Genomic DNA, 15911 nt, shown 5'->3' with positions numbered 1-15911 from the left:
CGCTCAAGAGGCGGTTGCTTGCTCCACAGCGGCGACAACGTGGTCGACAGCGGCGGTCAGAATGGCTTCGTCCTCACTTTCCGCCATCACGCGGATCAAGGGTTCGGTGCCCGATTTGCGAATGAGCAAACGGCCATTGCCCGCCAGATCGGCCTCGGCTTCTTGGATCGCGGCCTGCACTTTGGCCTCTTCAAGCGGCACCTGCCCCGCCGAAAACCGCACGTTTTTCAACAGCTGCGGCACGGTTTCAAACTGTTTGGCCAGCGTCGAGGCGCGTTGCCCCGAGCGCACCATTTCGGCCAGAAATTGCAGCCCCGCCATCAACCCGTCGCCGGTGGTTGCATAATCGGTCATGACGATATGGCCCGATTGCTCGCCGCCAAGGTTAAACCCGCCCGCGCGCATCCGCTCGACGACATACCGATCCCCGACGCCGGTGCGCTCAAGGCGCAGCCCCTTGCCGTCCAAAAACCGCTCAAGCCCCAGATTGGACATCACCGTCGCCACCAATGCGCCGCTCTTCAATCGCCCTTCCTCGGCCCAGCGGCTCGCCAGCAGCGCCATCAATTGGTCACCGTCGGCCACGGCGCCGGTCTCGTCGATCAAGATGATCCGGTCCGCATCGCCGTCAAGGCATATGCCCAAATCCGCCCCATGGGCGACCACGGCCTCGGCGGCGGTGCGCGGCGCGGTTGATCCACATTTTTCGTTGATATTCAAACCATTGGGCGAGACGCCGATTTTGATCACCTCGGCGCCAAGCTCCCAAAGAACCTCGGGCGCGGCGCGATAGGCAGCGCCGTTGGCGCAATCGACCACGACCTTGATCCCGTCCAATCGGCGGCCTTCGGGGAAGGTGGATTTCACCCGCTCCACATAGCGGAACAGCCCGTCATCGATCCGCTGCGCGCGGCCGATGTTGCGCGCCTGCGCCGGCTCCACTCCGGCCTCGACCAAGGCTTCGATCTCCATCTCGGCCTCATCCGACAATTTGAACCCGTCGGGGCCGAAAAACTTGATGCCGTTGTCATGGGCGGGGTTATGGCTGGCCGAGATCATCACGCCCAGATCGGCGCGCATCGAGGGCGTCAACAGACCCACGGCGGGCGTCGGCACCGGCCCGAGCAGCAGCACATTCATCCCCGTCGAGGTCAGCCCCGCCGTGAGCGCGTTTTCAAACATATAGCCGGACAATCGCGTGTCCTTGCCGATCACCACGCGGTGCACATTCGATCCGTCGCGGCGAAAATACCGACCCACCGCCGCCCCGAGGCGCAGCGCCATTTCGGCGGTCATCGGATAGGTGTTTGCGGTGCCGCGCACCCCGTCGGTGCCGAAAAATTTGCGGGTCATACTGGGGATCCTCGACTGATATTCTGGAGCGTCTTGCGCCTTTGAATAGGGTTTATGCGCGATTGGCCCGCAGGTCAAAGCCCGCGCGCGGCGCGCCACAGCGCCAGCGCCGAAGCGGTTTCGCGCACGTCATGCACACGCAGCATCTGCACCCCCTGCGCCAGCCCCGCAAGTGCAACGGCGATGGAGCCTGCGGCGCGGTCTTTGGGGTCGGGCGCCTTGCCGATGCGGCCGATGAACCCCTTGCGCGACACGCCCAGAAGCATCGGACATCCGATCCCGTGGAACAGCGAAATATGCCGCAAAAGCCGCAAGTTATGCGCCTCTGACTTGCCAAACCCGATGCCTGGATCGACGAGGATACGCGCGCGGGCAATACCGGCGGCCTCGGCGCGCGCAACCGCCGCCTCCAGCGCGTCATAAACGTCGAGCAGCACGTCGCCATACTGCGGATCATGCTGCATCGTCGCCGGATCGCCTTGGGCATGCATCAAACAGACCGGCGCGCCCAGATCGGCGCAAACCTGCTGCATCTTCGGATCAAAGCCGAATGCCGAAACGTCATTGACCAAATCCGCGCCCGCGCCCATGGCCGCGCGGGCCACGGCGGATTTGCGCGTGTCGATCGAGATCGGCACATCGCTTTGCGCGCGGATGGCCTCGATCACGGGGCGGGTGCGGGCGATCTCTTCGTCCACCGGCACTTCCACCGCTCCGGGGCGGGTGGATTCGCCGCCCACGTCAATGATATCGGCCCCCGCTGCGACCATCGCGAGGGCGGCCTCGCGGGCCGCTGCGACATCATTGTGGTCGCCGCCATCCGAAAAGCTGTCCGGTGTGGTGTTCAATATCCCCATCAAGGTGGTGCGCCCCATATCCAACCCTGCCAGCGGTGCACGCGGCGCGCTCAGCCGCTCCAGATTTGCGGCCGGAATCGCTGCCGCTGGAACGACCTCGCCCTCCGAAGTGCCCCCGCCTTCACGGCCAAAACGGATGGCATGGGTGAACCACAAAGGCCCACCCGCCAACGACACGGCTTCGGCAGGGCGCGCCATGCTAGATTGCGGCAAGGGGCAAAAATATCCGCTCATCGGGTGCTCAAATCTGTGCGCTGGTGGCGGCAATCTGGCGCAGGGGCAAGACCGTTTCGGCCCCTTTCGGCATTTGCGCGCCGATCAGCAACAGATCGCTCGCCGTCATTTGCCCGCCAAGCCAAAGCGCCAGCGACAGCGGCGCGCGCGTGCCCAGATCGGCCAGAGGGTTTTGCGGCGCATCAAGCAACATTTTCGACGGGGCCCAGACGCAAATCTGCCCGTGCTTCATCGCCCAATCAAGCTCGGTACGCGTCGCGGTCACCACGCAGCGTTTGTCGCGCGCGGCCAAGGTCCATGCGTTTTGCTCCATCGCCAAAAGATCAATGCGGCGCTGTGCCAAAGGGTTTTGCGCCTTCGGAACCGGTCCGTCATGCGGGCCGACGCAAAGGATCACCGGCTCGGCGCGCGCTTCCAACTGGTCCAGCCAAGCGCCCAGATGCGGGCTGGCGATGGCCTCATTTCCCAAAAAGACCAGATGCGGGCGCGGGGCCGATTGCAGGACGGCGGCGGCGCTGCGCTCATCGGCGGAGCGCACAATCTCGACCCCCAAGGCGCCAGGGCCACGGTCGAGTTTCTCGATCCGCACGAACACCCGCTCGGCTTGCGGTTCGAGCAATATCCGGTCGGCAATCCGCGCAGCAAGCGTTTCGAGCAGATTGAGCCGCTCGGCGGCCAATTCAAAGGCAATCGCCTCGGTCACCTTGTCATAGGACAAAATGCGATCCACATCGTCGTCCAAGGGCGCGGCGACGGGGCGGACCTCGACCACCACATTGAAACATATGCGCTGCGTGGTGCCGCGCTCGGCTTGGAAAGCGCCGATCTCCACCTCGACCACATGATCGCGCAGGGAAATCCGGTCGAGCGGGCCATTTTGATCTTGGCGCTCGGTGGCGCGGGCACGGGCGATGGGATGCTCGAAGGCGAGGCGGATGTCTTGGCTCATGGCGTGTCTTTCGCGGCTGTGGTGAGGCCGGTATACCAGCCGCTCCGGCCCCCGACCAGCGCTGCGCGACGCAACGGGCGGCGGCGGCGACGCGGCGCGCAGCTGCTCCAAGACGACTTGCGCCGCTCCGGCTTTGGAACGGCGCGCCCTTCTCTCATCGCGCGTTGCGCGATCAGTTTTGCGACAGGCGCGTGGGCTGTTTATAGAAATGATGCACGCCGATGGTGGTGGTGCGCGGAAACTTGCGCGACCACTTCGGGCTGACGGCTTTGGTATGGTAATGGGTTGCCCCCGAGGTCAAATCGCGCGGCGCGCCATTGACCATGAGTTTGGCGATCTTGCCCACACGTTCAAAGGCGCGCGGCTCTGCGATGATCTCTTTCTTGCCATCACATGTATAGGTGAACTGGCAGGCATATTTGCGGCCAGTGCCTTGGTTGATCACAGCGCAAATCGTATCGGGGTAACGGGTGCTTTCGACGCGGTTGAGGATCACTTCGGCAACCGCGAACTGGCCTTTGACGCTTTCGCCGCGCGCTTCGAAATACAGCGCCTCGGCAAGGCAGCGCCACTGCGCGCCGCCCTTGGCGCGCGGCTGACTGGCGAGCCATTCGCGCGAATAATCGATCTGCAGCCCCGGACGTTCGAGCAGACCTTGAATGGCATCTTCGGTCAGCGCGCCAAGGCCGCGGCGCTCTTGGTCAAGGATTTTGTCCACGGGGGTGTCTGCTTGTGCGGGCGCACCTGTCAGGGCCGCCGCGAAAATTGCGGCAAGAGCGGCAGGAACGAAGACGGTCTTCAAAATGGAGCGGGCGGCCAAGCGGGCCGATGTAAATACGATCATGGATCAAACACTTTCTCTTCTTTGGCTCGACCTCGGATCGTCACCTGTCTCTTCTGGCCCCAAACGATTAGGTTTAGTTAACAAACGGACAATTGCGCCTCTCCTAGCAGAAAAAGGCACAAAAGGTCCAGCCATGGGGCTTGGGCAGGGTTTTACCTGCTAAATTGCAAACAGCACCTTGCGCCGTTTACGAATAATATTGCGCTGGAACCGCAGCATATGGGCGGCTGGAGCCTGCCACCCACCCGATCTTGTCTGCCACCGCCAACTGCGCCGCCGCCAGCCGTGCGACGGGAACGCGGAAGGGCGAACAGGACACATAGTCAAATCCGGCGGCGCGGCAAAAGGCGATTGATTCGGGGCTGCCGCCATGTTCGCCACAGATCGAAACGGTCAAATCCGAACGCACCGCGCGCCCGCGCTCGGCCCCGATGGTGAGCAATTCGCCCACCCCGTCTTGGTCGAGCGTGTGGAACGGATCTTCGGGGTAGACGCCCAAATTGACGTATTGCGACATGAAGCGGCCCGCGTCGTCGCGGCTCAGCCCATAGGTCATTTGGGTCAGATCATTGGTGCCAAAGCTCAAGAAGGCGGCGTGCTGCACGATCTCGCCCGCCCGCAGCGCCGCGCGCGGCGTTTCGACCATCACGCCGAGGCGATAGGTGAAATTGCTGCCGGTTTCGGTGCGCACGGCGGCGGCCACGGCATCGACGCGGGTTTTGACCAATTCGACCTCGCGTTTGGCCGAGACCAGCGGGATCATGATCTCGGGCACCACGGCGGCGCCGTCGCGGCTGGCCTCGACGGTGGCCTCGAAAATCGCGCGCGCCTGCATGTCATAGATTTCCGGCACGGTGATCCCGAGGCGCACGCCGCGCATGCCCAGCATCGGGTTATATTCCGACAAGGCCTCGACGCGGCGCGTCACATCCGACAGCGGCAGATCCAACGCCTCGGCCAATTCGCGGTGCCCCGCGCGGTCATGGGGCAAGAATTCATGCAAGGGAGGATCAAACAGGCGGATACAAACCGGTTGGCCTTGCATGATGCGGAACAATTCGGCGAAATCGGCGCGCTGCATCGGCAACAGCCGGTCAATCGCGGCGCGGCGGTCTTTTGGCTCGTCGGCAAAAATCATCTCGCGCATCACGGTCAGCCGGTCGGCCTCGAAGAACATATGTTCGGTGCGGCAAAGCCCGATGCCTTGGGCGGCAAAATTGCGCGCGGTTTGCGCATCCGCAGGCGTGTCGGCATTGGCGCGGATGCCGATATCGCACAGGGTATCGGCCCATCCCATCAGCGTTTGAAAGGCCTCGTCCAAAGAGGCCTCCATCAGGTCGGGCGCACCGGCCAGAACCTCGCCATTGGTGCCGTCGATGGTCAGGATATCGCCTTCGCGAAACACCCGCCCGTCGGCGGCGGTGATGGATCTTTGCCGCGTCTGGAAGCGCAGGTTCGACACCCCCACAACGCAGGGCAACCCGATGCCGCGCCCGATGACGGCGGCGTGCGAGGTCATCCCGCCGCGTTCGGTCAAGACGCCAACCGCGGCATGCATCCCGCGGATATCCTCGGGCGAGGTCTCGCGGCGCACCAAGATACACGGCTCGGAGCGCGCGGCGGCGGCTTGGGCTTCGGCGGCGGAGAACACCAAAATACCCGTCGCCGCGCCAGGGCTGGCGGCAATGCCTTTGGCGATGCGATCGCGCGGTGCCTCCGGATCGACCTGCCGGTGCAAAAGCTCGTTCAAGGCGCGCGGCTCGATGCGCAAAAGCGCCTCTTCACGCGGAATGATCCCGTCTTCGGCAAGGCTGACGGCGATGCGCACAGCGGCGCGGCCCGACCGTGCGACCCGCACCCCGTCAAGAATATGCACCTGCCCGTTGACCAGCGTAAATTCGGCCTGCATTTCGGCGCGCAGCCGTTTGCGCATCAATTGCGTATGGGCGATCAATTCGTCAAAAGCCTCGGGCGCAAGCTCTTGCAAGGAGGGACCGCGCGGATCGCGCTCAAGGAAGATCGCCTCGGCGCCTTGCTGAAGCGCTTCGCGGCCTTGGCTTTGGCGCAGGTAGCGGCCGGTGATTTGTGGATGGCCGGTTTGCGAATTGACCAATTGGATCACGCCCGACCCGCATTCCCCCTGCCCCAGACCCAGCGCAAGCTCTTGCACCACAAGCCCCAATCCGGCGTCCACCGGCGCGCCTTTGGCCTCGCGCAAAATCCGCGCTGTGGTGCCTTCCCACGCCCGCGCCATAGAGCGCAACACCCCCGCCAATTGCACCGCAGGGTCTTGCGGAAACGGCTCTTCCATCTCGTCTTCATAGGCGCGCAGCATGGCGTGAAGCCCCGCCTCGCCCGGCTCGGTGATGTCGTCGAAATCATCGGGATCAAGCCGCGCCACATCCACCGCATAGGATTGCACAAACCGGCGGTAAAGCTCGCAGGCCGCCTCTTTGCCGATCTGCTCGCTCAGCTCTGTGTAGCGCGCATCGTTGAGGCCGATGTTCAAAATTGCCCCCGGCCCGCCCCAATCGGCCCCTTCGGAAGACGGGCGCACACACAAAAGCGGGCCATCGCCAAAGGGTTCGAGCAGCTTTTTCATCTTGGGCATTTTGCCCGCCGCGATCCGGTGCACCTCGGCAAAGGACAGCGCCACGGTGCGCGGCACCGGCATGTCGAGCCGGATCAGCCGCTGCAGACATTTCGCCCGCCCGCCGTGGGTTTGCGGCGACATTGGCGCGGTGGGGGTGATCAAAGTGACATCGGGGTTTTGCGCCAATGGATGCGCCTCAAGCGCCGCGATCTGCGCCAAAGGCGCGCGGGTGCTATCGCCTGCTTGGGCGGCGTCAGGAGATGAAGTCGGGGCTTTGGGGTCTTGCTGCACTGCGGCACCTTTCATATTGCCGTCACACTACGCCCCAAGGGGCGCGGCGCGCAAGCGGCAAGAGGCGCGATGCTATGGCCACGTGTTTGAGGCGCGCGCTTGGATGCGCGGGCCGTGCGCGGCGCATTAGCCTTCGATACGTGTCAGGTCCGCCGCCGACAGGCAGATGGTGCGAATGCGCGACAAGAGATTGAGCCGGTTGCGGCGCACGATCTGATTGTCGGAATTGACCTGCACGGCCTCGAAAAACGCATCAATCGGGGCGCGCAGCGAGGCCATGCCTTGCATGGCGGAGGCGAAATCTTCGGCTTCGATGGCCGAAGAGATCGCAGCCCCCGCCGTATCGAGCGCCGCAAAGAGATCGCGTTCGGCATCGGTTTCGGCAAATTTCACGTCCGCGCCGTATTCATAGCTGACGCCGTCGTTTTCCTCGGCTTGGGTGAGGATATTATTGGCCCGCTTGAAGCCTTGCAGCAGGTTCGCGCCATCATCGGTGGCCAGAACATCCGACAAAGCGCGCGCGCGTTTGACCAAGAGCGTCAGATCGTCGCTGCCCGCCATCGCCACGCAGGCATCGATCACATCATGGCGCAGGCCCTGATCGCGCAGGTAAACCTTGAGCCGGTCGTGGAAAAACGCCAGCAAATCCGCCGAAAGGTCCGGCACGCGGGTTTCCAGATCGCCCAAGAGCGAGCCTTCGCCGGTCTCGGGCGCATCGTCATGGCCGTCGAATTTCTCGATCACGGTGCGGAAGGCCGCACCGAAAACGCCGTGGTCGGCAATCTCGTCGAGAACATCCTCAAGCGCCTTGATTTCGGCGTCCTTGGCCCCGTCGCGGCTCAGGTTGATCTTATGCTTGAGAAGCTGGCTGTCGATGAATTGATCAAGGCTCAGGCGCAGATCACCGGCCAAAATGATGCGAATGACCCCGAGCGCCGCGCGGCGCAAGGCATAGGGGTCTTTGGAGCCCGTGGGCTTTTCGTCAATCGCCCAGAACCCTGTCAACGTGTCGAGCTTATCGGCCAAGGCGACGCTGCGCGCCACCGCGCCTTCGGGCACGTCATCGGAGGGACCAAGGGGCGAGTAATGCTGCTCGCAGGCCTCGGCCACGGCGTCCGGAAAACCGGCGGCCTGTGCGTAGTAGCGGCCCATAAGCCCTTGAAGTTCGGGAAATTCATAGACCATTTCAGAGCTAAGATCGGCCTTGGCGACCTCGGCGGCCTGCATGGCCAGCGCCGGATCGGCGCCCACGCCCGCCGCCATCTCGCCCGCCAGCGCACGGATCCGCGCGATGCGGTCGGCTTGGCTGCCCAACTGGTTTTGGAAGGTGACGTTGGCGAGTTGCTCGGTCCAAGCTGTCATGCCCGAACGGGCCACGCGCAGGTCGTTTTCCCAAAAGAATTTCGCATCCGACAGGCGCGCGAACAAAACCTTCTGGTTGCCCGCCAGAACCGTCGCGCCATTGTCGGCGGTTTCGCGGTTGGCAACGGTGATGAAGCGTTCAATACGTCCGGTTTTGGGGTTTTTCACCGAAAAGAATTTCTGGTGCTCTTTCATCGAGGTTTGCAGCACCTCGGGCGGCAGGCCAAGGAAATCATTGGCGATCTCGCCCATCAAGACCACCGGCCATTCGACCAATCCGGCGACTTCGGCCAAAAGGCCCTTGTCCTCGACAACCTCCAGCCCGCTTGCGAAGGCCTGATTGGTGGCCTCGTGCCAGATATGTTCGGCCCGCTCGGCGGGGTCGAGGATCACATGGGCGCGTTTGAGCCGCGCGGCGTAATCGTCAAAGGAGGTCACGGTAAAGCGCCCCTTGGACATAAAGCGGTGGCCTTCGGTGGTGTTGGAGGCGGTGATGCCGTCAATCTCGAAGGGCACGACCTCGGCCCCTGTCTCGTCGGTCAAGATGCACAGGATCGAATGCAGCGGACGCACCCATTTGAGGCTGCCCGCGCCCCAGCGCATGGATTTCGGCCATGGGAAATTACGGATCGTATCGCCTAGAACCTCGGCGATGATCTCGGCGGCGGGGCGGCCTTTTTTGGCGATCACCGCATAGAAGACCTTGCCCTTTTTCTCCTCGCGCTCTTCGAGATCCTCGCGCGTGACACCTGCGCCGCGCAAGAAACCCTCGATCGCCTTTTCGGGCGCATCGACGCGCGGGCCTTTGCGCTCTTCGCGCGTGTCGGGGCTTTTGGCCAAGAGGCCCTCGACGGCCAAAGTCAGGCGGCGCGGCGTGGAAAACGCGCCCGCATGGGCATAGGTCAGCCCCGCCTCGACCAAACCGTCGGTGACTTTCTTGCGCAGGTCCTCGGCGGCGCGGGCCTGCATGCGCGCGGGAATTTCTTCACTGAAGAGTTCAATCAGAAGATCGGGCATTATTGGTAACTTTCAGGTGCAGGGGGGCAATCTGTGGGTGCGGCTTTGCCGTTGAACACCGCCTCGCCGCAATGGTTGATCTGGTGCCACGCGAAACCGCGGCCATCGGGCAGAACCGCGATCACGCGGTCGACGCCGTAATGGATATTGGCGGTGCCCAAAAAGGCAATCGCTTCGCCATCCTCGATCGATTTGCCGATTTCCTTGGCGTCGAAACATGTGAACCACGGCGGGCCGATATTGGGTTCGGCGCTCTCATAGACTTCATAGGTCTCGGTGAGCATGGCTTGGCTGAGCGGGGTCGAGAAACAGGCGCGGTAGCGGATCGGCGAGCTGTCGCTGTCGATGGCTTCGAAACCGTCATAGAGGATCGGTTCGGGCGCGCCGGAGGTCAGCGAGGTCATCACCACATCCTCGGTGCCGCTGGCCGTGACCTCGTCGTAATAGGCGTAGACTTGAAGGTAATAGACGGCGGCGCCTGCGGCGAGTGCTGTAATCACGATGAGACCTGCTAGAAACTTGCCCATGGGTTATGCGTCCTGCTGCGCGGCAAAGCCGCCCGCTTCGGTTTGCACAAAGGCATCAGCGCAGGCTTTGGCCAATGTGCGCACGCGTCCGATATAGCCTTGGCGCTCGGTCACCGAGATCACGCCGCGCGCGTCGAGCAGGTTGAAAATATGGCTGGCCTTGATGCATTGATCATAGGCGGGATGGGCCATGATGATGCGTTTGCCGGTTTTGGGGTCCTCGGCGGGCTGCTCCAAAATCGCGCGGCATTCGGCCTCGGCCTCTTCGAAGTGGCGCAAGAGAACTTCGGTATTGGCGACGTCGAAGTTCCAGCGGCTGTATTCGGCTTCGGTCTGGCGAAACACATCGCCATAGGTCAAAGGCGTGGGCGATTGCGGGTCGTTATAGGGCATGTCCATAACGTGATCGACGCCCAAAACATACATCGCCAGACGCTCGAGACCGTAGGTCAATTCGCCCGAGACCGGATGGCAATCATGGCCGCCGACCTGTTGGAAGTAGGTGAATTGCGACACTTCCATGCCGTCGCACCAGACCTCCCAGCCAAGCCCCCATGCGCCCAAGGTCGGGCTTTCCCAATCGTCCTCGACAAAGCGGATGTCGTGCAGATCCATATCGATGCCGATGGCTTCGAGGCTGCCCAGATAGAGCGCCTGCAAATCGGGCGGGCTGGGTTTGATCACCACTTGGTATTGGTAATAATGCTGCATCCGGTTCGGGTTCTCGCCATAGCGCCCGTCGGTGGGACGGCGCGAGGGTTGCACATAGGCGGCGGCCCAAGGGCGCGACCCGAGGCTGCGCAATGTGGTGGCCGGATGGAAGGTGCCCGCCCCGACTTCCATGTCATAAGGTTGCATCACGGCGCATCCGCGCGCGGCCCAATAGGCTTGAAGGCGCAGGATAATTTCCTGAAAGCTGCGGGGTTTATCACTGCTGGCTGCCATATCTTCGGTCCCTGATCATCTGGTCCGCGCGTTGCCGTGCGGGGGCGTCTTGCGGGGGCAAAGGCGCGGGCGGGGCCGCAACTTTGCGGGCGGCGCGCTTTGCCGGTTGTCGGATGCGTATGGCGCGCGGTTTATGCCGCGCTCTGCCTTAAATCGCGCGTCCTAACTACGGCCCCCAGCGGGCGGGGTCAATTGCGTGCTCACGCATTATTTGGATGCGCTCTGCGTCAGATTTGTTATGAAACCCGAAGCAAGACCAAAAACACGTTTAACAAGGGCGACAGGGCAAGATGATCCGGCAATTTTTCAGTAATTCCTTTAAACCTGCGGCTGTGGTGCTCACGCTGCTGATGACGGGCCCATTTGCGCCCATGACCGCCACCGCGCAAAGCGCGCAATCGCAAAGCGACGATATCGCATGGGTGCAAATCGAAGCGCAGCCCAGCCTCAACGACGCCCAAGAAGCGATCCGCGGCTATGCGGGCCGTTTGGCCGATGTGAACGGGTTTTCCTTGGGCCAAGGGTGGTATGCCATCGTGCTCGGGCCCTACACGCGCGATGATGCGGCGCAGGTGTTGCGCGTGTATCGCCGCGAGGGGCAGATCCCGCGCGACAGTTTTATCACCTTTACCAATTCCTTCCGCCAACAGTTCTGGCCCGTGGGCACGGATTTCCTGAGCAATCCGCCGCGCAACGATTCGGCTCCCGCCGATGAAACGGCCGATCAAACGGCCCAGGCCGCCGCCGTGACCGAGCCGGCCGCACAAGCCGCCACGGCCAACGCATCCACCGAGCAACCGGCCGCCGCGCCCCAGCCCCCCGCCCCCGACGAGACCAAAGCCGAAGCCCTGCGCGGCGAGCGCGATCTGGACCGCGCGGCGCGAATGGACCTGCAATCCATGCTCAAATGGGCGGGCTATTATGACAGCGGCATCGACGGCGCCTTTGGCCGCGGCACCCGCGCCTCTATGGCTGCATGGCAAGAGGCCAACGGGTTCGAGGTCACCGGCGTGATGACCACGCTGCAACGCGCGACATTGCTCAAACAATATAACGCCATCCTTGATGGCATGGGCCTGCGCATGGTGCGCGACGAGGGCGCGGGCATCGAAATGGCCCTGCCGATGGGCGTGGTGGATTTCGACCGCTACGAGCCGCCCTTTGGCCATTACACTGCCAAGGGCGATCTGGATGTGCAGGTTCTGACCATCTCGCAAGAGGGCGATCAGGCCACGCTGTGGGGGCTTTACGATATCATGCAAACGCTCGAGATCGTGCCGCCTTCGGGGCCGCGCGAGCGCAAGAACGACAGCTTTGTGCTGATCGGCGAGGACGGGCATATCGTCTCGCATACCGAAGCCTATTTGCGCGCGGGTCAGGTCAAGGGCTTCACGCTGGTCTGGCCTGCGGGCGACGAGGAACGCCGCCGCCGCGTGCTGAGCGAGATGCAGGCGAGCTTTTCCACCTTTGGCGCGGCGCTTGATCCGGCGGCGGGCGATAATGGCGCGCAGAGCATTGATTTGCTCTCCGGTCTGGAAATCCGCAAACCCAAACTGGCCCGCTCGGGGTTTTATATCGATGCAAAAGGCACGGTGGTCACCACCGCCGAGGCGGTCGCGCAATGCGGGCGGATCACGCTTGATGACGATATCGACGCGACGGTGATCGCATCCGACGCCGAAAACGGTATCGCGATCTTGCGCCCGCAAGAGCCTTTGGCACCGATGTCCACCGCCCGTTTCCAACGCGCCGTGCCGCGGCTGCAATCGGATGTGGCAGTTTCGGGCTACAGCTTTGAGGGGGTGCTCAACGGGCCGACCCTGACCTATGGCACCTTGGCCGATATCCGCGGTTTGCGCGGCGAAACGGGCCTCAAACGCCTTGCGCTCAACGCCATGCCTGGGGATGCGGGCGGTCCGGTGTTCGACGCGGGCGGCGCGGTGCTGGGGATGCTTTTGCCCGCCACAAACGGCGCGCAAAAGCTGCCCGACGGGGTGAGCTTTGTCGCCGATGGCAGCGCGGTTCTGGCTTTGCTGCAACGCGAGGGGATCAATGCCGAGACGACCGATGCTTTGGGCACGCTCGACCCTGTGGACCTGACCGCCAGCGCCAGTTCCATGACCGTTCTGGTCAGCTGCTGGGAGTGAGCACCGTCTCGTAAAACCTCTGGGGGAGGTTTTAAGGTGCGAACGGGCGGAGCCCCAAGCCGTCTCGTAAAACCTCTGGCAAAGACCTAGAGGCCCGCCCCAACAGGCTACATACACCAAAGGCCCCCGCTTTTTCGGGGGCCTTTTGCGTTGGATCAGCCGTTAAATCACCGCGCCGCGCCGCGCGCGCTCAGCCATGCCAGAACGCCCGCAGGCGCGAGCAAGATCCATTGCGGCACCACCATCAGGCCGGACAGGCCGCCCTGCCATAGCCCGACGCCGAAAAACACCACCGCAAAACCGATCCATAGCGCCGCCAGATCGCGCGTGCTGGCGCGGCGCCGCCAGAACGCATAGGCCGAGAACAGCAAGAACAGGCTGATGAAATGCCAACAGGCATGAAACGTGCCGCGCAGCGCTGGATCAAGATCGGCCTCCAGCAAGGGAAGCAAGGTGTCATAGGTCCCCACGAGGCTGTGCAACAACGCGGTGAAGGCGGCAAAAGCAGTGGCGGCATAGCGGATCATGGGGCACCTATGGGCAGGGGGCGGAGGGCACTGCCACTCAAACACAGCTTGGCGCATTGACCTAAGGGCACATTGCCGCGCCTAGGCGCGCCAGAAATTCACCGTCAAGATCGCATAAACCGCCATCAGCTCCAGCCGCCCGATCAACATCCCCGCCGCCAAGAGCCATTTCGCCGTGTCATTGAGACCCGCGAAATTGCCCGCGGGACCGATCTTATCGCCCAAACCCGGCCCGATATTGGCCAGCGCCGTCGCCGCGCCCGACACGGAAGTGGTGAAATCCAATCCGGTCAGCCCCAAGGCCACGGCCAAAACCCCGACCGACACGACGAAAAATACGAAAAACGACATCACCGAATTGAGCACATCCTCGTCGATCACCCGCCCGTCATAGCGCGGCGTAAACACCCCGTGGGGCGAATGGATACGGCGGATTTGCGATTTCACCGAGGCGATCAAAATCTGGTAGCGAAAGATTTTCACCGAGCAGGCCGTCGACCCCGCACAGCCGCCGACAAGGCCGATGAAGAAGAAGATCGCGATTAAAAAACCGCCCCAATTCATATAGTCCACACTGGCATATCCGGTGCCCGAAATGATCGAGGTGATATTGAACAGCGCCTCGCGAAAGCTTTGCTCCCAATGATGCGGAAAGATCGTGGTCAACACGGCGGTGGTTATGACAACAAGCACGCCGATCACCATCAAGAACCCGCGCACCTGCGCATCGCCAAAGAGCGCCGTGCTATGGCCGTTGAGCATTTGCACATAGCGCACAAAGGGCAGCGCGGCGAGGATCATGAAGAAAGAGGCGACATATTCGGCGGGGCCGGAAAACGTGCCAAAAGAGGCGTCGTAATTGGAAAACCCGCCGGTGGACACGGTGGTGAGCGCATGCACCGTGGCGTCAAAGGCATTCATCCCCAAAACGATATAGGAGGCCGCGCAGGCCAAGGTCAGTCCGACATAGATCACCGAGATCTGCGAGGCGATGGCCGAGGCGCGCGGCAAAATTTTGCCCATGGTGTCAAAGGCTTCGGAGCGAAAAATTTGCATCCCGCCGACGCGCAACTCGGGCAGGAACACCATGGCGACCACAATGATCCCGACCCCGCCCAGCCATTGCAATATCCCGCGCCACAGCAATATGCCCTTGGGCATATCATCAAGGCCGGAAAACACCGTCGATCCGGTGGTCGTCATCCCCGACATGGCCTCGAAAAACGCATCGACCCAGCGCGCATCGGTCTCGCCCAAAATGAACGGCAGCGCGCCAAAAATCGGCAACATCAACCACACGCCGGTGGTGAGCAAAAAGGTTTGCTGGATCGACAGCCCCTCGCGCAGCCCGTTGCGGCACGACAGGGCGACCAAACCGCCCACCGTCATGCTCAGCAGAGCAGAGGCCGCAAAAGCGGGCCAATGGCCGCGCCCTTCGGCAATATCGACCAGCATCGGCAAGAACATGGTAAGCCCGAGGGCTGCCACCAAAAGGCCGATTACATATCCAACGGGGCGCAGATCAAACATGGGGGCGAGGGTTGGCGCGGCGCGCGCAAACTGTCAAGCGCTCACGCTTCGATTGCCGCAGGATCGGGTGCAATCTCCAAGCCGCCGATCTGGGCGATCAGCGCCAGAACCTGCGTCAGTCCCGCGCCGGTTTTGAGGTTGGTAAAGACGAAGGGCCGCGGGCCGCGTTGCGCTTTTGCGTCGCGCTCCATCACCGCCAGATCGGCCCCCACATAGGGCGCAAGATCGGTTTTGTTGATCACCAGAATGTCGGATTTGGTGATCGCGGGCCCGCCCTTGCGCGGGATTTCCTCGCCTGCGGCCACGTCGATCACATAGATGGTCAGATCGACCAGTTCGGGCGAAAACGTCGCGGAAAGGTTGTCACCGCCCGATTCCACCAGCACCAGATCGAGATCGCCAAACCGCTCGTTGAGCCGCGCAATGGCCGCAAGATTGATCGAGGCATCCTCGCGGATCGCCGTATGCGGACAGCCGCCGGTTTCCACCCCCATGATGCGCTCGGAGGGCAGGACCTGCATGCGCACCAAAGCATCGGCATCCTCGCGGGTGTAGATATCATTGGTCACCACCGCCATCGACAGCTTGCCCGACAAAGCGCGGCACAGCGCGGCGGTCAGCGTGGTTTTGCCTGCGCCCACAGGGCCGCCAAGGCCCACGCGCAGCGGGCCATTCGGGGATTTACTGGACGTATCGCTCATGGGGCCACCTTTGGTCTGGATCGTGGGGGAAGGG

Annotated in this window: 12 protein-coding genes; 1 reads left to right on the top strand and 11 read right to left on the bottom strand. The window is 62.7% G+C overall.

Features of this window, described 5'->3' with window-relative positions:
- Positions 1 to 3: 3 nt before the first annotated feature.
- The 8 genes from glmM to ABWV64_RS11880 form a co-directional block, all read right to left on the bottom strand.
- Positions 4 to 1353, bottom strand: coding sequence for a phosphoglucosamine mutase (gene glmM, locus ABWV64_RS11915; RefSeq protein WP_353345472.1), 1350 nt, complete (start codon positions 1351 to 1353; stop codon positions 4 to 6).
- Positions 1354 to 1427: 74 nt separating this feature from the next.
- Positions 1428 to 2444, bottom strand: a complete 1017-nt coding sequence (folP, locus tag ABWV64_RS11910) for a dihydropteroate synthase (protein ID WP_353345470.1) — start codon at positions 2442 to 2444, stop codon at positions 1428 to 1430.
- A gap of 7 nt (positions 2445 to 2451) precedes the next feature.
- A complete protein-coding gene (locus ABWV64_RS11905) occupies positions 2452 to 3393 on the bottom strand; it encodes a dihydroneopterin aldolase (RefSeq protein WP_353345468.1) in 942 nt (313 codons plus the stop codon).
- 172 nt (positions 3394 to 3565) lie between these two features.
- Positions 3566 to 4237: a cell wall hydrolase gene (locus ABWV64_RS11900; protein WP_353345466.1), complete on the bottom strand. Its 672-nt coding sequence runs from the start codon at positions 4235 to 4237 to the stop codon at positions 3566 to 3568.
- A gap of 187 nt (positions 4238 to 4424) precedes the next feature.
- Positions 4425 to 6971 carry a putative PEP-binding protein gene (locus tag ABWV64_RS11895; protein WP_353345951.1) on the bottom strand — a complete coding sequence of 849 codons (2547 nt, stop codon included), beginning with the start codon at positions 6969 to 6971 and terminating at the stop codon, positions 4425 to 4427.
- A 276-nt stretch (positions 6972 to 7247) separates the two neighbouring features.
- Positions 7248 to 9500 carry a glycine--tRNA ligase subunit beta gene (gene glyS, locus ABWV64_RS11890; RefSeq protein ID WP_353345464.1) on the bottom strand — a complete coding sequence of 751 codons (2253 nt, stop codon included), beginning with the start codon at positions 9498 to 9500 and terminating at the stop codon, positions 7248 to 7250.
- The gene (locus ABWV64_RS11885) at positions 9500 to 10027 is read right to left on the bottom strand and encodes a DUF6446 family protein (RefSeq protein WP_353345462.1); all 528 of its coding nucleotides are present in this window, start codon (positions 10025 to 10027) and stop codon (positions 9500 to 9502) included. The genes glyS and ABWV64_RS11885 overlap by 1 nt, the downstream gene beginning before the upstream one ends.
- A gap of 3 nt (positions 10028 to 10030) precedes the next feature.
- Positions 10031 to 10972 carry a glycine--tRNA ligase subunit alpha gene (locus ABWV64_RS11880; RefSeq protein ID WP_353345460.1) on the bottom strand — a complete coding sequence of 314 codons (942 nt, stop codon included), beginning with the start codon at positions 10970 to 10972 and terminating at the stop codon, positions 10031 to 10033.
- A gap of 371 nt (positions 10973 to 11343) precedes the next feature.
- Between ABWV64_RS11880 and ABWV64_RS11875 the strand changes: the two genes are divergently transcribed.
- The gene (locus ABWV64_RS11875; RefSeq protein ID WP_353345458.1) at positions 11344 to 13119 is read left to right on the top strand and encodes a trypsin-like peptidase domain-containing protein; all 1776 of its coding nucleotides are present in this window, start codon (positions 11344 to 11346) and stop codon (positions 13117 to 13119) included.
- Positions 13120 to 13286: 167 nt separating this feature from the next.
- Here the strand turns inward: ABWV64_RS11875 and ABWV64_RS11870 are convergent, their stop codons facing one another.
- The 3 genes from ABWV64_RS11870 to ureG all read right to left on the bottom strand — a co-directional run bounded on the left by ABWV64_RS11870 (position 13287) and on the right by ureG (position 15877).
- Positions 13287 to 13646, bottom strand: coding sequence for a hypothetical protein (locus ABWV64_RS11870; RefSeq protein ID WP_353345456.1), 360 nt, complete (start codon positions 13644 to 13646; stop codon positions 13287 to 13289).
- A gap of 81 nt (positions 13647 to 13727) precedes the next feature.
- Complete coding sequence (locus tag ABWV64_RS11865) at positions 13728 to 15176, bottom strand: TrkH family potassium uptake protein (RefSeq protein ID WP_353345454.1); 1449 nt, start codon at positions 15174 to 15176, stop codon at positions 13728 to 13730.
- A gap of 41 nt (positions 15177 to 15217) precedes the next feature.
- Complete coding sequence (gene ureG / locus ABWV64_RS11860; protein WP_353345452.1) at positions 15218 to 15877, bottom strand: urease accessory protein UreG; 660 nt, start codon at positions 15875 to 15877, stop codon at positions 15218 to 15220.
- Positions 15878 to 15911 lie beyond the last annotated feature (34 nt).

This window comes from Litorivita sp. NS0012-18 (assembly GCF_040371945.1).
In the GTDB taxonomy this organism is placed as follows: Bacteria; Pseudomonadota; Alphaproteobacteria; order Rhodobacterales; family Rhodobacteraceae; genus Litorivita.
The sequence above is the reverse complement of the archived record's forward strand: the minus strand, read 5'-3'. Positions and strand labels throughout refer to the sequence as shown.